This is a genomic window from Methanoculleus formosensis (assembly GCF_025384765.1).
Lineage (GTDB): Archaea > Halobacteriota > Methanomicrobia > Methanomicrobiales > Methanoculleaceae > Methanoculleus > Methanoculleus formosensis.
On the sequence record NZ_VHLL01000009.1, the window covers coordinates 40,874 to 58,223 of the forward strand.

Sequence of the window (17,350 nt, forward strand, 5' to 3'; positions counted from 1 at the left end):
CGGCCGGTCGGGATCTCATGTATGCGAGGCATGGTAGTCTGACCTGGGATGTTGTTGTTGTGGGCGCAGGCCCCGCCGGGAGTGCCGCCGCGCGGGCGTGCGCGAAGGAGGGGCTTACGACGCTCTGTATCGAGGAGCACGGCACGATCGGCTACCCGGTGCAGTGCGCGGGACTGCTCTCCGCATCCGCGTTCGCCGAGTGCGGTGTTTCAAGGCGTTCGGTCCAGAACGAGGTGAGCGGGGCCCGGATGGTCTCGGATCTCGGGGGAGAACTCCTCTTCGACGCCCGGACCACAAAGGCCTATGTCGTAGATCGGTGCCTCCTCGACCGGGAGATGGCAGAGAGAGCAGCGGACGCCGGGGCGGAGTTCCGCTTGAAGACCAGCGCAGCGGGCATCAGCGGCACCTCACTCCTGACCCGTGGCATCCGCGGGCGGGAGGAGATCCCCTTCCGCCTCCTGATCGCCGCCGACGGCCCGCGGAGTTCCATCGCCCGCATGCTCGGCTTCCGGAGACCGGAGACCTACCTCGCCGGGGTGCAGGCGGAGATCCCCTACGAAATGAACCCGCGCCACGTAGAACTCCACCCCAACGCCGCTCCCGGCTTCTTCGGATGGGTGATCCCGGTCTCGCCGACCCGGGCCCGAGTCGGCCTCTGTGCCCAGGAGCACGCAAACGACCACTTCAACCGGTTCATCGCCCGTTACGGGAAAAACTCGCTCCACCTCGTGAGCGGGGTCATCCCGCTCGGGGTCATGCCGCAGACCTATGGCCGCCGGGCGCTCATCGTCGGCGACGCCGCGGGGTTCGCGAAACCGACATCGGGCGGCGGGATCTACACCGGTATCCGGTCCGCAAAACACGCGGCCGCCGTCGCCGCGGCCTGCTGCGCGCGCGCCGAGTTCGACGACGGGAGTCTCCGTGACTACGAGCGGCGCTGGAAGGAGGACTTCGGAAAAGAACTCGATATCGGGATGAAAGCGTTCCGGATGCGGCAGAAGATGACGCCGGAGGATATCGACCGCCTCTGCCGGGCCCTCGACGATCCGGATCTCATCGCAACGATCGTGGAGCACGGCGACATGGACAGGCCGGGCACCCTGCTCCGCAAACTTGCCCTGAAACCTGCATTGGCCCGGGCAATGGGCATACTTTTTGCATCGGGAGTACGTCGGATTCTTACTGGCTGATACAACCCTCACGGTTAGTAATACATTTATACAAAGATGTAATACCACTGCACAAGGTGTTGTTGTGCATATACCTGATGCATTTATACCGGTGGGGCAGGCCCTGGTCTACTGGGTCATCGCCCTGATCTTCATCGCTCTCGCCCTCCGGTGGGCGCGGCGTTCGATGGGAGAGGAGAAGATACCGCTGGTCGCCGTCCTCGCCGCCGGCATCTTTGCCATCCAGGCGTTGAACATCCCCATCCCCTGGGGGACGAGCGGCCACATGGTCGGTGCGGCGCTCGCGGCGATCGTCCTCGGATCACCGTATGCAGGCATCTTCGTCCTGACGCTGGTACTCCTCGTACAGGGCGTCATCTTCGGCGACGGCGGCATCACTGTCATGGGCGCGAACATCGTCAACATGGGCGTCATCGGCGGGTTCGTCGGCTACTACGGGTATACCGGCATCAAAGGCGTGATAGGAAACGCATACGCCGCCGCGTTCATCGCCGGATGGGCGGCGCTCTTCGTCTCCGCAATCCTCTGTGCGGTCGAACTCGCCATCGCCGGCACGTTCCCGCTGGTTCCAGCACTCATCGGCCTTGGACTCTACCATGCGGTCATCGGCCTGATCGAGGGAGGCATCACCGCGGGCGCCCTCTACCTGATAGCCTCGGCACGGCCAGATATCCTCGAACGTCCCACGGGGGTGAGCGCGTAATGGAGACGAAACAGTTTATCCTCATCGGCGTCGCTATCGCCCTTGTGATCGCGGTTGCCGCACCGTTCCTTGCGTCCGGGGACCCCGACGGGCTTGAGAGCGCGTTCTTCAGCATTTACGGCGCAAAGCCCTTCATGGGGAGCGAACTCGACGAAGATGCCGCCGGCGCCGCAGAGGAGCAGGTGGTCGCCGCGACCGGGAACGACTTCTCGTATGAGGCGCTCATGCCCGACTACAGCATCCCCGGAATGGATAAAACCGGAGAGGTTCTTGCGGTCGTGCTCGGTACGCTCATGATCCTCGTCCTGGGGGTCGTCGTTGCGAAGATCTCAGCGCGGCCCGATAACTAAATACCCAAAAAACTCCAACTTTTTGCTACCATGCACCTGCTCGAGACACGCGATCTCACTCACATCTACCGAGGCGACGTCCACGCTCTCGAAGGCGTGAACTTCGCTGCCGAAAGAAAGTCCCGTATCGCCGTCATCGGGCCGAACGGTGCCGGGAAGAGCACCCTGTTCAAGCATCTCAACGGCATCCTCAAACCCACCTCCGGCGAGGTGCTGGTCAGGGGCGAGCCGATCACGAAGGTGAACCAGAACGAGGTGCGCAAGTTCGTCGGGATCGTCTTCCAGAACCCCGACGACCAGATCTTCTCTCCCACCGTAGAGCAGGACGTCGCGTTCGGCCCGATCAACATCGGCCTCGACGAGACGACGGTCGCCCACCGCGTCGAGGAGGCCCTGCACCTCCTCGGGATCGAGGGGCTGCGCGAGCGCGTGCCGCACCATCTCTCGGGCGGCGAGAAGAAACGGGTCGCCATCGCCGGCATCCTCGCGATGGAGCCGCAGGTGCTGGTGCTCGACGAACCGACCGCGGGGCTCGATCCCCAGGGCGTCGCCGACCTCGTGGCGTTCGTCAACCGGCTGCCCGAGGAGTACGGCATGACGGTGATCTTCTCGACCCACCACCTCGACCTCGTGGCGGAGATGGCGGACTATGTCTACGTGATGGATAAGGGAATGATCGTGGGCACCGGGACGGTCGAGGAGGTCTTCGCCCGGCCGGAACTGCTCGCCCGGACAAGGCTCGACGTGCCGCCCATACCGAAACTGATCCGGTCGCTCCGGGAAAACGGCGTCGCCATCGATATGGCCTACACCTACGAGGACGCGAAGAGATCGTTTCTCAACGCCTACGCGAGACGAGGATGATCGACGACCTCTACTTCATCGAGAAGTATGCTTACCAGACGAGCATCGTCCACCGTCTGGATGCGAGGATTAAACTCCTCATAGCCCTCGCTGCCATCGTGGCCATCGTTGCCGTGCCATACTCGACGAAAGTCTACGAACTCGGTGCTGTCCTTTTTGCTCTCTTCATCGTACTCTGGGCCGCTTCACGCCTCCCGCCGACTGTCTACTTGAAGAGGCTCATACTCATTCTACCGTTCGGGATCTTCCTGGTCGGTTTCCAGGCATTTGTAAAAAACCCCTATTATGACGTATTCCATACGATTGCGACCCTGCCGCTCGGGATCGAGATCTACGCGGAGTCGGTGGAGTTCGCGTCGATCCTCCTCGTGAAGTTCGTCATCAGCATATCGTTCATCATCCTGCTCTCGTCGACGACAAAGATGCAGGATATGATCGAGGCGGCGGGGAGGCTCGGCCTGCCCCGGGAGTTCACCCTCACGCTCGGTATGATGGTCCGCTACATCTTCGTCTTCGCCGAGATGTTCAACAGGATACGGACCGCAATGGCGACCCGGTGCTTCGACCCCCTCGACCGCACCCTCCCCTACCGCTACCGGCTGCACCAGATCGGTTACACGGTCGGGACGATCTTCATCCGGTCCTACGAGCAGGGCGAACGCACCTACACGAGCATGCTCTGTCGGGGATACGGGGCGAACGCCGGCCTGTATGTCAGGAAAAAACCTCTCCGCACCCAGGAGATCGTCTTCTTCGCCGCAACGCTCGGTTTCGTCGTGCTTTCTGCGGTTCTGATCTACGTGCAGCCGTAGATGAGTGTTCGGTTGCCGTAGTCCCTTTTGCTGTGGAGGCCAATGCCTGCACCTCTACTCTTCTCGAGTTCCGGATGTCCCAGCAGAGCTTGGTTAGCGGAAGTACAAGCTGCGACAAACAAAGCGGACGGTGCGTGGAAAATTCCAGCAGACTGGACCGTGGAAATATCGCCGAAGTGGGGTGGAGACAGGGGAGGGGGGATGCTCCCCCCTCCCCGTCAGCCCCTCCCCAAGTTGCGATAGCCCGTGGGAATCCGTATCCGGGGGCGTGATATTCCGAAGTATGACCTGCCGTAACGAACAGAACATCCGGAGCACGCGGAGCCATCAGATTTCGAGATGCGACAGTTCGTTAGAACCTGAGCAGGGGCACTCGCAGGTGCGAACGGGGGAACCTTAGCGGAAACCAGCGATGTAATTACGTGTTTGAGACGAGCCGGGATCATCTCAGAGACGCCTTTCGACACGCGAAAAACCAGATCGTTCATATTCCCCGGCGATGCATAGGGTAGTATGCCTGCAAAGAGCGAATTCGGCAGAGGGTTTGTCGTCAACCTGATGCTGCTTTCACGGCACTTCGGCCTGCCTCCTGAGCGAGCATTCTTTGGCGCCGCAGACCACCTCAACGACTTCACCATACCGGAACAGTTCCGGGGAACCGAGATCGAGGAACTCGTCGAGCGGCTCCGCAAGACGGTGATCTGGCACCAGCCGGGAATCCTGGACAAGGAGGACGCGGCCGATGTGAAACGGCTCCTCAACCGGCTCGCGGTCGCGGTCGATAAAGAACTCGGCATACCCGATCCGGATACGGGAAAATACGATTAACGGGAGCGCGCGCTTACCGCGCGGAAGTCGGGACCGGCCGGGACGCAGGGGCTTCCCGGGCTGGTCTGCACTGGAGCCCCATCGAACCACGATGCAGCAGGATCACCTCAAAACAGGGAATTTCCCGGATCCAAACAGTATAAGAGGCTACACGACCAATATATACTGTGAGTTTTGCTGCGATTCAGGACGCCGCTCGTTCAGCGGAGGTCACAAATGACTGATACCTACGATGCTTCACACATCACGGTACTGGAAGGGCTTCGGCCTGTGCGGGAACGTCCCGCCATGTACATTGGCAGCACGGGTCCCCGGGGACTGCATCACCTTGTCTACGAGGTCGTGGACAACGCCGTAGATGAGGCGCTTGCCGGGTTCTGCGACCTGATACAGGTGAGCATCAATAAGGACGGCTCGATCACGGTGGATGACAACGGCCGCGGCATCCCGGTCGACATCATGCCCCAGTACGGCAAGAGCGCTCTCGAGATCGTCCTCACCGTCCTCCACGCCGGCGGAAAGTTCGATAAAAATACTTACCAGGTCTCCGGCGGGCTGCACGGCGTCGGCGTCTCGGTCGTCAACGCCCTTGCAAGCTGGCTCGATGCGACGGTCTTCCGGGACGGCAAGGTCTACAAGATGCAGTTCCGGCAGGGCCTGGTCGCAAAGCCGCTCGAGAGCCGCCCGGAGACCGAGCATGAGCAGAAACTGCGCAGTGAAGAGCGTTACGGCACCCAGCCCGGGCAGCGGCTCGACTACGAGCGACTCCAGGGAACCCGGATCACGTTCCAGCCCGACCGGTCGATCTTCGAGACCGTCGAGTTCGACTACGATGTGCTGGACCACCGGCTTCGCGAACTCGCCTACTTAAACAGCGGCCTTACGATCAGCCTCCGGGACGACCGCACCGGCGATGCGGTCACCTACTGTTTCGAGGACGGCATCCGGCAGTTCGTCGCCCATGTCGGCGAGGGGAAGACGCGCCTCCACGATGAGGTCATCTACTTCCAGAAGCGCGACCCCGAGAGCATGGTCGAGGTCGAGGTTGCCCTGCAGTACAACGACTCATACACGGAGACGATCTACACCTACGTCAACAGCGTGAACACCAGGGAGGGCGGGACCCACCTCGAGGGCTTCCGGAGCGCCCTCACCCGGGCGATCAACAACTCAGCCCACCGGAACAACCTTCTCAAGAACAACGACGCTCAGGTCAAGGGCGAGGACGTCAGGGAAGGGCTCGCCTCTGTCATCAGCACCCGGGTCGCGAACCCGCAGTTCGAGGGGCAGACCAAGATGCGCCTCGGCAACAGCAACGTCCGCGGCATCGTGGATTCCCTCGTCTACTCGTCGCTCACCGAGTACTTCGAGGAGCACCCGAAGACCCTCCAGGTCGTCGTGGACAAGGCACTTACGGCCGCCCGTGCCCGTGAAGCTGCAAAGAACGCTCGCGAACTCGCCCGGCGAAAGAGCACGCTGGAATCCACAGGTCTGCCCGGCAAACTCGCCGACTGCCAGGAGCGGGACCCGGCAAAGAGCGAACTCTACATCGTGGAAGGAGATTCTGCAGGCGGTTCCGCAAAGCAGGGGCGAGACAGAAAGTTCCAGGCAATCCTCCCCCTGCGGGGCAAGATCCTGAACGTCGAGAAGGCTTCGGAGCACAAGATCCTGAAGAACGCCGAGATCCAGGCGCTGATATCCGCTATCGGCACCGGGGTCGGCGACAGTTTCGACGTCGAGAGGGCCCGGTACCACCATGTCATCCTGATGACCGATGCGGATGTCGACGGTGCGCATATCCGGACGCTCCTCCTCACGTTCTTCTACCGGTATATGCCGGCACTCATCGAGAACGGCTACATCTACATCGCCCAGCCGCCGCTCTACCGGGTCGCCCGGGGAAAACAGGAGAAGTACGCCTACGGCGAGGAAGATATGCGGGAGATCGTCGGTGAGTTCGGCGAAAAAGGCGTCACGATCCAGCGCTACAAGGGTCTCGGTGAGATGAATGCCGGGCAACTCTGGTCCACCACGATGGACCCGGCCAACCGGATCCTCAAGCAGGTGAAGATCGAGGATGCCGTCTACGCAAACGAGATATTCGAGAAACTTATGGGAGAGAATGTGGATGCCCGGAGAGACTTCATCCGCCGGCATGCAAAGGAGGTGAACAACCTTGACGTCTAATCAGGTTGTTCCGATCAACATAGAAGAGGAGATGAAATCATGCTACATCGACTACGCGATGAGCGTGATCATCGGCCGTGCCATCCCTGACGCGAGAGACGGCCTGAAGCCGGTTCACCGCCGCACCCTCTATGCCATGCGGGAGCTCGGCAACACGAGCGACAAGCCCTATAAGAAGAGCGCCCGTATCGTCGGAGACGTGATGGGTAAGTACCATCCTCACGGCGATTCGGCCATCTACGACACGCTGGTGAAGATGGCGCAGCCCTTCTCCTACCGGTATACGCTCGTGGACGGCCAGGGAAACTTCGGGTCGATCGACGGGGACTCCGCTGCCGCCATGCGATACACGGAGGCCCGGCTCACGAAACTCTCAGAGGAACTCCTGGCAGATATCGATAAGGAGACCGTCGACTTCGTCCCGAACTTCGACGAGTCGCTCCAGGAGCCCGACGTCCTCCCCGCCCGGATCCCGAACCTCCTCGTCAACGGGTCGAGCGGGATTGCGGTCGGGATGGCGACGAACATGCCGCCCCACAACCTCCGGGAGGTCTGCGAGGCGACCTGCCGCATCATCGACGAGCCCGGCGTCTCCACCGAGGAATTGATGCGGATTATGCCCGGCCCGGACTTCCCCACCGGCGGGATCATGATGGGCACCCAGGGTGTCCGGGACGCCTACCTGACCGGGCGCGGGAAGTGCGTCGTGCGGGGAGTCGTGGAGATTGAGGAGGAAGGGCGGACACCGCGGATCATCATCAGCGAGATCCCGTTCCAGGTGAACAAGGCGCGCCTTATCGAGAATATCGCCGGCCACGTCCGCGAAAAAAGGATCGAAGGCATCTCCGACATCCGCGACGAGTCGGACCGGGACGGCATGCGGATCGTCATCGACTTGAAGAGAGGCACCGCGCCCCAGGTTGTCCTGAACTTCCTCTACAAGCACACGGCGCTTGAGTCCTCCTTCGGCATCATCAACCTCGCCATCGTCGACCGCCAGCCCCGCGTCTTGAACCTGAAGGAACTCGTCCAGGAGTTCCTCAAGCACCGGGTGGACGTGGTCAGGCGGCGGACCGAGTTCGATCTTGCAAAGGCGGAGGAGCGGAGGCACATCCTCAGCGGCCTCCTTGTTGCGCTCGACAACATCGATGCCGTCATCGCAACCATCCGGGGATCCGGGACGACCGAGGAGGCACAGGCGGCCCTGGTGGCGAAGTTTGGCCTGGACGAGGCGCAGGCGGACGCCATCCTGAAGATGCAGCTCCGGAGGCTGGCGGCGCTTGAGCACAAGAAGATCCAGGACGAGCGCGACGCTCTCGCACTGGAGGTCGAACGGCTGACCGCGATCCTCGCAAGCGAAGCAAGCATCCTCGCCGAGATCAGGAAGGAACTCGTCGATATCACCGCCCGTTTCGGTGACGAACGGAGGACCCAGATCGGGCACGCGACCGAGATCCTGGAGAAAGAAGACCTCATCGAGGATAAACCGATGCTGGTCTCGCTCACCTCCTCGAACTACGTGAAGAGGATCGACCTCGACACCTACCGGAACCAGCGGCGCGGCGGGCGTGGCATCATCGGCATGGCGACGAAAGACGACGACGGTGTCGAGAACGTCTTCGTCGCGAATATGCTCGATTACCTCCTCTGTTTCACCGATAAAGGGAGGGTCTACTGGCTGAAGGTCTACGATCTCCCCGAGGGGCAGCGGACCGGCAAGGGCAAGGCTCTGGTCAATCTCCTGAATCTCGACGGCGAGGAGCGGGTGACGACCGTGATCCCTGTGCGGGAGTTCCGGCCGGACCGCTACCTCTTCTTCGCGACGAGGGAGGGAACAGTCGCGAAGATGGCGCTCGACGAGTTCTCGCGGCCGCGGCAGACCGGGATCAACGCCATCAACCTCCGCGGCGATGATGCGGTGGTGGACGTGAAGGCGACCGACGGGAACCAGGAACTGATCCTGACGACGAAGTTCGGACAGAGCCTCCGGTTCCACGAGGAGGCCGTCCGCCCGGTTCGCCGCAACGCGATGGGCGTGCGGGGGATCAAACTCCGCCACGGCGATGCCCTGCAGGCGGTTGCGGTGGTCGAGGAGGATCATCTTCTCACCATCACGGAGCAGGGCTACGGGAAACGGACGGAGTTCGATGAGTTCCGCGGCCACGGCAGAGGCACGATGGGCGTCCGGAACATCGTTGTCGACGCCCGGGCGGGCAACGTCATCGGGTCAATGGCGGTCTCCGATGACGACGAGATCATCGTGATGAGCGCGTCCGGCATCGTCATCCGGACGAAGGTCTCGGAGATATCGATCCAGAAGCGGGGCACCCGCGGCGTCCGGGTGATGAAACTCGACGACGGCGACAGGGTCATCGGGTTCACGATCCTGGATGCCGAAGACCGGGAAGAGGCGTAAACAGTCTCTCTCTTTTTCGTTCACGCTGTTTGCGTATTTACGCGTCGTCCTTCCCTGTAGTCATGAAGGACATCCGATCTAACTGGTTGGTGCGGCACCGATAACGTGGCAGGCTGCGCACCAGTCTTTGTTACAGACTCTCTTTAGCGCGGGATATCTGGAGATGATTTTGACATTCGCATATGCCACATTCGATTGTTATGAGCGACAATTCCACGTAATATATAAATTGCATTGGTCCATTGATTATTTGGGGCGTGTAACGATGCGGGAAGATCTCGAACAGGAACTCGAAGAATTTGCGGTGTACTGGAGGGAACGGCGCATTCCAATAATCAAAGAATCCGCACTAACACATAAAGAATCGGAGATAACATTGTTGGACTTTGAAAATAGTGCGCGCCGTTTCATTATGTTCCGCCCTCTCTCCGAGGAGGAAAATGTCAAATATCTAGAGAAAACCGAAAGAGTCCATGGTGAAGTATCTGCTGCGATTTCTCAAGCGAAAGAAAATTTCCGCGAAAAGCAAAATGTCCGGACAGCCAGATTACTTCGGTACATCGTGGCAGGAATTATAGGACTAACCGCGCTCATCTGCATCACACTCAGGTTTCTTTAGCTCGTTAATCATCTCACTTAATTTACCGATACCCAAGGTGCCGAAGATGCGCCCGAAATCATGCCTTGCTTAAACGCGTTTGCACCCCCTGGAATAGGTACTGCCGCGTAACATTCCAGATCCCAGTACCCCGGATCACAGTTACTCTCCGCGGGTTTTATCCGACCGAACGACAACAGGTCGTCTGGATGAGGTGTCCATGATGTTTCATACGACAATCAAGGTAGATACGCACGGGGAAGGAGAGATCGTCGACCTCACGCCCCGGGTGGCGCAGGCGGTCGCCGAGAGCGGTGTTCGGGAAGGCCTCGCAAACGTCTTCGTCGCGGGCTCGACCGCCGCCGTCACCACTATCGAGTACGAGCCGGGCGTACTCACCGATCTCTCCCGGGCGCTCGCGGTCATCGCCCCGGCCGACATCTCCTACGCCCACGATGCGGCATGGGGCGACGGCAACGGCCGCTCGCATGTCAGGGCGGCGATCGTCGGCCCGTCGCTCTCCGTCCCGGTCATCGGCGGTGCGCTCGGATGCGGCACCTGGCAGCAGATCGTCCTCCTGGAACTCGACGTGCGGTCGAGACGCGAGCGGACGGTCTACGTCACCGTCACGGGTTGAGATTATGGCCCGATCGCGGCACGACGGGCAAAAGGGTAAGTGTTCGGGCCGAGACCCGGGTAGTATCGCCCTGCTTCCGGCCCGGGCCGGGATCGCCCGGGGAGAATGAGTGGTTTAATCGAGAGGTACCGTCTCGAGTTGAGATACCAGTTCCCAGATGCGGGTCCGTGCATGAACCGGCATGTTCGGATCGTTGCTGATCTCGTCGATCATGGAGATTGCGGTTGCCGCGCGAAGACCGATGCTTCTCGATTCGTCCTGGAGAACCGATCTGGTTGAGTCTGCGACGCGCCGGATATTTCTTGGAATAGTAGAATCCTCACTGATATTCTGCAGCATCTGAATGCAGATCCGTATTGTTTCGTCTGGACTTGCCATTAAAATTACCCCTCTATTATTAATGGCATCCAGACATATATAAGTTCATTAAGGGAGTTCAACGAAATGACGGCGGATCAGGCTGACGAAGTTATGGCCGGGTACCTCCTCAAGGGAGGAAAGATGCTCGCTAAATCCTGTAAGGTCTGCGGCTACCCCCTATTTGAGTATAAGGGAGAGACACAGTGCGTCATCTGCCCGCTTGCTGCGCAAATTGAGCCTCTTCCCGAACCGGAGCCCCCGGCACCGACCCCAAAACCCGGACGGTCCCCGGCGCCGGCCGCACCAGAGATGCAGGGCGAGGCTGCCGCCGAGATCGAGCGGACGATCATCCATCTCTGCGAGCGGATCAGGGGCGAGCAGAGGCCCGACGAATGCCTGACCCTGATGCGGGCGGTCGAGCGGGGTGCCAGAGCCCTCGCGAGACTGGGTCAGCGGTAAGGTCTGCGAGCGAGATCCCATATCGCACGGGCGGTCTTCTCCCCGATCCCGTGCACCGCCGAGAGTTCCTCCGGTTCGGCATCGACGATCGCCTTGAGCGACCCGAAGTGTTCGAGGAGGAGCCGTGCGCTTTTTAAACCGACGTTCGGGAACGCAGCGAGCGCGTATTCCTGCTCCTCGCGGACCGAGCGGTACGACTTCTTCGGATGCATCTTCCGCTCCCCCCGCTCGCTCCCCTCCCGCTGTGCGAGGACGTAGAGCGTCTCGGCGGTGTCGTCCGCATCCCGGGTGCGTATCAGCGCGACACCCATATCGACCGTGATGGCCGCAAGCGTGCCCCGGATTGCGTTTGGATGGATGTTTCGCACCGAGTAGAGGTCTTCATTCCCCTCGATGATCAGGACGGGGCGCAGCACCGCGTTGGCCATCGCCTTGATCTGCCCGAAGAGATCGCGCTCGACGAGGGTGTTCATGAAGTCCTGCACGGTCTTCCTCTCCACGAGGATGCGGTCGCCGATGGCGTAGTCACCGTACTCGAGACGTTCCAGGGCGATCGACGCCCCGAGTTCGTGCAGGCGCTCAGCGACCCTTGACGACGTCTCCCGGTCGTCGACGGTGATCGCCGGCCCCGCCGGAGTAAACGCGAGGAAGTCCGTCTGCCTGGTGGCTGCCGGGACGGGCGGAGCCGGGGCGGGAACGGGAGCGGGTGCGGCGCTCATCCCCTTTATCCCCGTCACCATCGCCCGCTCCCGGCTCTGGCTCACGTACCGGAACGTCTCATCAGACGTGCCTTTCGTCACCAGCACGACGATCGTGCCGCTGCCGCTTCGCCCGGTCCGACCCTTCCGCTGGATGCTCCGGATCTCTGAAGGGACGGCCTCGTAAAAGATCACCATATCCGTCGAAGGGACGTCGAGCCCCTCCTCGCCCACGGAGGTCGCGATCAGGCACCTGAACTCGCCCTCCCGGAACCGGGCGAGGCTCGCGATCTGCTCCTTCTGCGAGAGCCCCCGCTCCGCGTCCCGGGACGCCTGGCCGACGAACCGCTCGCAGACAATTCCGGCAGCAGTGAGCGTATCCACGAGCGTCTGGACGGTGTCGCGATAGGTGGCGAAGACGATGATCCTGCTCTCCGGGTGCGCCGCAAGCTGTGTCTGCACCAGTTCGCGGACGAGCGAAGCCTTGGGGTGCAGCTCCTCCTTCCAGCCGGCGGCGGCCTCGACGAGACCCAGGTAAGCGGGATCGGCGATGAGGCGCTTGCTCGCCTTGCTCCCCGAGATGGAGGCCCCTTCCGCGCCGAGCCGGTCGAGGTAGTGTTTGAGCGCCTCGCTCCCTTGAGTCTCGGCGAGCGTTATGGCGTGCCGGAGTTTCATGCACTCGGCGTGCAGGGATGCCGCGGCGAACGCCGATGAGTCGCGCGTCCGTATACGCTGCTGGATCTGGGCGTTCAAGGCGTTCAACGCCTTCATCGAGAGTTTGTCCGGTTTCGGGACGCGGAAGTTGAGTTTCGCAAGGTGGGAAAGACGCGACTCCACGAGCCCCCGGAGAACGGCGATCGCCGCCTGTAGTTCTTCAGGCAGGAAGACGTCGACATAATGGATCTCACGCTCGTGGATGTAGGGCCGGACATCTTCGTCGGTCTCCACCCGGGTCTCGACCGCCTCGATCTGCAGGTTGTTGCAGACCTCCTGCACCTTCGCCGGGTCTCCGCCGGGGGAAGCGGTCATCGCGAGCAGCAGGGGGTCTTTCGCCGCGGTGCAGTAGTGCTGTGCGAGGAAGACGTAAGCATAGTTTCCTACCGCCCGGTGGCACTCGTCCACGACGAGCAGCACGACGTCGGCGAGGCTGTACCTCCCCGCGAGGCAGTCGTTCTTGATCACCTGCGGGGTGGCGAAACAGACCCGGCACGCCTCCCAGGCCCGCGCCCGCTCCTCCGGGGAGGTGTCGCCGGTGAACATGGCAAAATCGGATTCGGCCGGCTCGGAATCGTTCCGGACGAGCAGGAACTGCTTGAAAAAACGGAGGTGCTGCTCGACCAGCGGTTTCGTAGGCGCAAGAACGAGCACTCTCCCCTGGTGAGAGTAGAGGCGGGACGCCGCAACGATGAGCGCGACGGCCGTCTTCCCGAGCCCTGTCGGGAGGACGACCATCGTGTTCGCGTCAAGCGCCCGGAGCGCGACGGAGAGTTGATACCGCCGTTCCTCGATGCTCTCCGGCCGGATCAGCGGGTGGGAGACGTAGTTCATACCCTGATGTTACGGAACGCGACGGCGCCGGAGATGAGTGCGGAGAGGGTCTCGGGCAGCCGCTCGATCGGTACGCGGACCTGCTCCATGCTGTCGCGATCCCTCACGGTCACGGTGTTGTCCTCGAGCGTATCGTAGTCGACGGTGACGGCAAAGGGCGTCCCGACCTCGTCCTGCCTCCGGTAACGCCTGCCGATGGCGCCGGAGTCGTCGTACTGGGCGAGGATGCGGCACTGCGTGAGCCTCTCCGTGATCGTCTGCGCGATATCGTCGAGACCGTCGCGGTTCATCAGCGGGAAGACGGCGGCCTGGATCGGCGCGACCGCCGGCGGGAACCGGAGGACCTTCCGGATCTCGCCTTCGACCTCTTCCTCGGCGTAGCTGTGCTCGAGGGCGACATAGATCATCCGGTCGATCCCGTACGACGGCTCGATGACGTGGGGCATCACCTCTTCGCCGCGGACCTCGACCTCCTCCTCCCGGACCGCATAGAGGTCGGCGGGGATGAAGAACTCCTCGCCGTCGACGGTAACCCGCGCACCGTCCTCTCCCGGCTCGGATGCGGCGAGAGCGTCCGCGATCGCTTTCGCCTTGCCGCGGTACTGAGGTCCGAGAACCCCCATATCTGCCACAATCCGCCGCTTTACGACCCGTTTCGGCTCGTCGTAGGGCATGAAGACCGTCATCGAAGTGCCGGAGTGTGCGGCGTGCGAGCGCAGGTCGTAGTTGGTGCGGTCGGCGATGCCGACGATCTCCACCCACCCGAAGCGGCCGGAGTAGACCTCGGCGTCCCAGCAGTCGGCCGCATAGTGCGCCCGCTCGTCGGTCAGGTGCTGGCGGAACCGGAGTTTATCCGCGTCGACACCGATGGCGGTCAGGATCCGGTGCGTCAGCGCGATGTAGTAGGCGACGTACTCGTTCGCGATCACCCCCTCGCTTACTGCGGCGCGCATCGTCATAGCGGCCGGCTCCTGACCGTCGAGCTGCCGGGCGATGGTGAGGAGGGGGACGGTGTAGTCCGCGTAGCGGTCGAAGGCGGGATGATCCTTACATTCAGGATGGACGAAGATCTCGGCTTCCGCCTGGGAGAACTCCCGCAGCCGGATCATGCCCTGGCGGGGAGAGATCTCGTTTCGGTAGGATTTCCCGATCTGAACGGCACCGAAGGGTAGTTTGTCCCGGTAAAATCGCAGGAGCCGGGGGAAGTCGGTGAAGATGCCCTGGGCGGTCTCGGGGCGCAGGTAGCCCTTCCGCTGCGACCCGGGACCGATGGTCGTCTCAAACATCAGGTTGAACGCGAAGACGCCCGCTTCACCCAGGGGTTCCTTGCATGACGGGCAGGGGAGCTCATAGAGCGTCGCCTGGAGCGCCTCCGCCGAGAGCGTGCCCGCGTTCTCGATGCCGTTCTCCTCCGCGATATGATCGGCGCGGAGGTACTCGCCGCAGTGCGGGCACTGCACCATCTTATCGGCAAACTCTTTCACATGGCCGGACGCGACGAAGATCGCTTCGTTCCCGACGGTAGGGCACTCGATCTCATAGTAGCCTTCCTGGAAGACGTAGAACGACCGCCAGAGGTTCTCGACGTTTCGCTTCAGCATCGCTCCAAGAGGCCCGTAATCGATGAATCCGGCGACCGACCCGTATATCTCGGATGAGGGCCAGACGAAACCCCGTCTTCTGGCCACCTCCATGACTTTTTCGTAAATATCGCTCGTTTCGGCCATAGTCTTACAGTACAGTTGAGCGGCGGTGCTAATAAAGAATAGTCCTCGCCTCGTGCGAGATCACGATCCTTCAAAAAATAGGTGATCCGGTGGAGGGTTTTTTCATGGCAGAAGATATCCCGGAAGATATGGTCACATCCAACGAAATGATCCTTCTGTTTTGAGAGTTTATATGGCAAAGTTTAAATGTTAGCGGTTGTAATGTAGGGAACGTTACGCCCCGGCTGGGGGAAAATGTATATATACTTGGTCGCTATGGGTGACCATCAGAATCAGACAGTGGAATACAGAACTGAGAGAGACGGACATGGCAGAAGATACCCGCAAGCAACAGCTCCTTGAGCTGTTCACGACCATCACGAACAAGAAGACGATCGTTGAACCGATGAGGAAGGTTCACGGTACGCTCCGGGATCGCGACGCTGTGGAGCGCGAGATTGCCCTGATCATGCGGGATATCCTCGATCGGGGGTATTTCAAAACCAAACTCGCCCCGCGGCAGCTCGCGAAACTCGTGGTCGCGTATTACGACGGTAAGAACGACACCGAGATCGCGAGGGCGCTCGGCGATGAGAAACTGAGCAAGACCGTGGCACGCGCCCGCGTCCGGCTCAAACTCTTCCGGGAGCTCGACTTCAAGATGCCGTTCGACCAGGCGGCGATGACGGAACTTCTTGACTCAGGCAAGACGATGAAGGAGATCAGCGAGGAACTCGATGTAAGCCCCTCGACGCTCCGTGAGTACCGCCACGTGATCGAGCAGCAGAGGGACACCACGCTCGATCCGTTCCTGGAACGGATCAGGGACGTCATGGAAGACCGCGATCTCTCCGAGATGATGACGCGGGGTGTTGTGAACGACGGCCTTAGCGAAGCGATCGACATCACCGAAGCGATCGACATGGGGGAGTTCTGAGCCCCGGCCCATCCTCACACTCACTCAACATTTTTTAACATCCGGGCCGATCTCTTCTCCATGAGGTTGACCTGGCTTGGCCACGCGTGTTTCTCTCTTGCAGGATCGCGGACGGTCCTCGTCGATCCCTTCATCCCAAAGGGGTCTCTTGCCGCGGAGCCCGATATCGTTGCCGTGACGCATGCTCACGCCGATCACCTGGGCATCACCGTAGAACTCTCGAAGAAGACGGTCGCTATCAACGAGGTCGCAAAGTATCTGAAGACAAAGGGCGTCCCCGCCGAAGCGATGAACCTCGGCGGCACCATCACCGTCGACGGCGTCCGGTTCACGATGACGCCCGCGCTCCACTCATCGTGGCTTGAGGATGAAGGGGCAGGGTTCTACGGCGGCGTGGCCGCGGGATTCGTCATCACGATGGACGGCGTCAGCGTCTACCACGCCGGCGACACGGCGCTCTTCTCCGATATGCAGCTCATCCGCGACCTCTACCGGCCGGATGTGGCGCTCCTCCCCGTGGGTGGGTGCTATACGATGGGGCCCCAGGAGGCAATGATCGCGGCGCGGTACATCGGCGCACCGCTCGTTATCCCGATGCATTACGACACCTTCCCCATCATCCAGCAGAACCTGGAGGAGTTCAAGCGGACGATCGAGCGGACGACGTCGATCCGGGTCGCGCTGCTCTCGCCGGGAGAGAGCATCGAGGTCGGTTCGGAGGAGGGCGGGGAGTGAGGGATCCCACACCCCGTTTTGCGGTTACAGAAGCGTATGCCCGTCTGCCCGGGGTGATGTTGCTTCAGTGGCATGTGTGACCGAGGATTGAGGGAGAGCAACTCATACTTTCGGAGTTCGCGCCCCTCCGGCCACATTCTGGGGCATCTTAAGTCCCGTGAACGGATTTCCATTGGATATCGGGAGGTCGTCCCAAAAAGATCTCCGAACCTTCGGTATACCTTATCTATCATTTGAACCCCATTCTGAACAAGAAGGGTGAAACCGGCTTTCCATAGGATATCGCCACACGGGGGAGGGTCTGGGAGGGGGTGTCCCCCTC

16 protein-coding genes are annotated in these 17,350 nt (G+C 61.3%); 13 read left to right on the plus strand and 3 right to left on the minus strand.

Annotated features, from left to right (window positions below; all coding sequences use genetic code 11):
* Positions 1–17: 17 nt before the first annotated feature.
* From FKB36_RS11915 to FKB36_RS11960, 10 genes are all read left to right on the plus strand, one after another.
* Positions 18–1,190: a geranylgeranyl reductase family protein gene (locus FKB36_RS11915; RefSeq protein WP_261598304.1), complete on the plus strand. Its 1,173-nt coding sequence runs from the start codon at positions 18–20 to the stop codon at positions 1,188–1,190.
* 64 nt (positions 1,191–1,254) lie between these two features.
* The gene (gene cbiM / locus FKB36_RS11920) at positions 1,255–1,893 is read left to right on the plus strand and encodes a cobalt transporter CbiM (protein ID WP_261598305.1); all 639 of its coding nucleotides are present in this window, start codon (positions 1,255–1,257) and stop codon (positions 1,891–1,893) included.
* Positions 1,893–2,243, plus strand: coding sequence for a PDGLE domain-containing protein (locus tag FKB36_RS11925; protein ID WP_261598306.1), 351 nt, complete (start codon positions 1,893–1,895; stop codon positions 2,241–2,243). Before cbiM ends, FKB36_RS11925 begins: the two co-directional genes overlap by 1 nt.
* Before the next feature lie 30 nt (positions 2,244–2,273).
* On the plus strand, positions 2,274–3,107 hold the full coding sequence (locus FKB36_RS11930; protein WP_261598307.1) for an ATP-binding cassette domain-containing protein: 834 nt from the start codon (positions 2,274–2,276) through the stop codon (positions 3,105–3,107).
* Complete coding sequence (cbiQ, locus tag FKB36_RS11935) at positions 3,104–3,919, plus strand: cobalt ECF transporter T component CbiQ (protein WP_261598308.1); 816 nt, start codon at positions 3,104–3,106, stop codon at positions 3,917–3,919. Before FKB36_RS11930 ends, cbiQ begins: the two co-directional genes overlap by 4 nt.
* A gap of 513 nt (positions 3,920–4,432) precedes the next feature.
* On the plus strand, positions 4,433–4,747 hold the full coding sequence (locus tag FKB36_RS11940; protein WP_261598309.1) for a hypothetical protein: 315 nt from the start codon (positions 4,433–4,435) through the stop codon (positions 4,745–4,747).
* Between the two features lie 216 nt (positions 4,748–4,963).
* Positions 4,964–6,934, plus strand: coding sequence for a DNA topoisomerase (ATP-hydrolyzing) subunit B (gene gyrB, locus FKB36_RS11945; protein ID WP_261598310.1), 1,971 nt, complete (start codon positions 4,964–4,966; stop codon positions 6,932–6,934).
* Positions 6,924–9,350, plus strand: coding sequence for a DNA gyrase subunit A (gene gyrA, locus FKB36_RS11950; protein ID WP_261598311.1), 2,427 nt, complete (start codon positions 6,924–6,926; stop codon positions 9,348–9,350). The genes gyrB and gyrA overlap by 11 nt, the downstream gene beginning before the upstream one ends.
* A 265-nt stretch (positions 9,351–9,615) precedes the next feature.
* Positions 9,616–9,969, plus strand: a complete 354-nt coding sequence (locus FKB36_RS11955) for a hypothetical protein (protein ID WP_261598312.1) — start codon at positions 9,616–9,618, stop codon at positions 9,967–9,969.
* 202 nt (positions 9,970–10,171) lie between these two features.
* Positions 10,172–10,585: a secondary thiamine-phosphate synthase enzyme YjbQ gene (locus FKB36_RS11960; RefSeq protein ID WP_261598321.1), complete on the plus strand. Its 414-nt coding sequence runs from the start codon at positions 10,172–10,174 to the stop codon at positions 10,583–10,585.
* A gap of 114 nt (positions 10,586–10,699) precedes the next feature.
* On the opposite strand, the gene FKB36_RS11965 is transcribed toward FKB36_RS11960, so the two are convergent.
* Positions 10,700–10,963, minus strand: a complete 264-nt coding sequence (locus FKB36_RS11965; protein ID WP_054848394.1) for a UPF0147 family protein — start codon at positions 10,961–10,963, stop codon at positions 10,700–10,702.
* A gap of 66 nt (positions 10,964–11,029) precedes the next feature.
* On the opposite strand from FKB36_RS11965, the gene FKB36_RS11970 reads away from it, so the two are divergent.
* Positions 11,030–11,404, plus strand: a complete 375-nt coding sequence (locus FKB36_RS11970) for an Sjogren's syndrome/scleroderma autoantigen 1 family protein (protein WP_261598313.1) — start codon at positions 11,030–11,032, stop codon at positions 11,402–11,404.
* Here the strand turns inward: FKB36_RS11970 and FKB36_RS11975 are convergent.
* Together FKB36_RS11975 and glyS are read right to left on the minus strand one after the other, a co-directional pair.
* Positions 11,395–13,650 (minus strand): DEAD/DEAH box helicase, encoded by a 2,256-nt coding sequence (locus FKB36_RS11975; RefSeq protein WP_261598314.1) that lies wholly within the window; start codon positions 13,648–13,650, stop codon positions 11,395–11,397. The genes FKB36_RS11970 and FKB36_RS11975 overlap by 10 nt on opposite strands.
* A complete protein-coding gene (glyS, locus tag FKB36_RS11980; protein WP_261598315.1) occupies positions 13,647–15,377 on the minus strand; it encodes a glycine--tRNA ligase in 1,731 nt (576 codons plus the stop codon). The genes FKB36_RS11975 and glyS overlap by 4 nt, the downstream gene beginning before the upstream one ends.
* A 307-nt stretch (positions 15,378–15,684) precedes the next feature.
* On the opposite strand from glyS, the gene FKB36_RS11985 reads away from it, so the two are divergent.
* Both FKB36_RS11985 and FKB36_RS11990 read left to right on the plus strand, forming a co-directional pair.
* A complete protein-coding gene (locus FKB36_RS11985; protein WP_261598316.1) occupies positions 15,685–16,293 on the plus strand; it encodes a response regulator receiver protein in 609 nt (202 codons plus the stop codon).
* A 60-nt stretch (positions 16,294–16,353) separates the two neighbouring features.
* Entirely contained in the window at positions 16,354–17,028 is a 675-nt protein-coding gene (locus tag FKB36_RS11990) for a metal-dependent hydrolase (protein ID WP_261598317.1), read from the plus strand.
* Positions 17,029–17,350 lie beyond the last annotated feature (322 nt).

Bases quoted from the DNA above. Each gene is read 5' to 3' on its own strand.
- FKB36_RS11915 (WP_261598304.1), top strand. From the start codon at position 18: ATGTATGCGAGGCATGGTAGTCTGACCTGGGATGTTGTTGTTGTGGGC.
- cbiQ (WP_261598308.1), top strand. From the start codon at position 3,104: ATGATCGACGACCTCTACTTCATCGAGAAGTATGCTTACCAGACGAGC.
- FKB36_RS11925 (WP_261598306.1), top strand. From the start codon at position 1,893: ATGGAGACGAAACAGTTTATCCTCATCGGCGTCGCTATCGCCCTTGTG.
- FKB36_RS11990 (WP_261598317.1), top strand. From the start codon at position 16,354: ATGAGGTTGACCTGGCTTGGCCACGCGTGTTTCTCTCTTGCAGGATCG.
- FKB36_RS11960 (WP_261598321.1), top strand. From the start codon at position 10,172: ATGTTTCATACGACAATCAAGGTAGATACGCACGGGGAAGGAGAGATC.
- gyrB (WP_261598310.1), top strand. From the start codon at position 4,964: ATGACTGATACCTACGATGCTTCACACATCACGGTACTGGAAGGGCTT.
- FKB36_RS11975 (WP_261598314.1), bottom strand. From the start codon at position 13,650: ATGAACTACGTCTCCCACCCGCTGATCCGGCCGGAGAGCATCGAGGAA.
- glyS (WP_261598315.1), bottom strand. From the start codon at position 15,377: ATGGCCGAAACGAGCGATATTTACGAAAAAGTCATGGAGGTGGCCAGA.
- FKB36_RS11955 (WP_261598312.1), top strand. From the start codon at position 9,616: ATGCGGGAAGATCTCGAACAGGAACTCGAAGAATTTGCGGTGTACTGG.
- FKB36_RS11965 (WP_054848394.1), bottom strand. From the start codon at position 10,963: ATGGCAAGTCCAGACGAAACAATACGGATCTGCATTCAGATGCTGCAG.
- FKB36_RS11940 (WP_261598309.1), top strand. From the start codon at position 4,433: ATGCCTGCAAAGAGCGAATTCGGCAGAGGGTTTGTCGTCAACCTGATG.
- FKB36_RS11985 (WP_261598316.1), top strand. From the start codon at position 15,685: ATGGCAGAAGATACCCGCAAGCAACAGCTCCTTGAGCTGTTCACGACC.
- FKB36_RS11970 (WP_261598313.1), top strand. From the start codon at position 11,030: ATGACGGCGGATCAGGCTGACGAAGTTATGGCCGGGTACCTCCTCAAG.
- FKB36_RS11930 (WP_261598307.1), top strand. From the start codon at position 2,274: ATGCACCTGCTCGAGACACGCGATCTCACTCACATCTACCGAGGCGAC.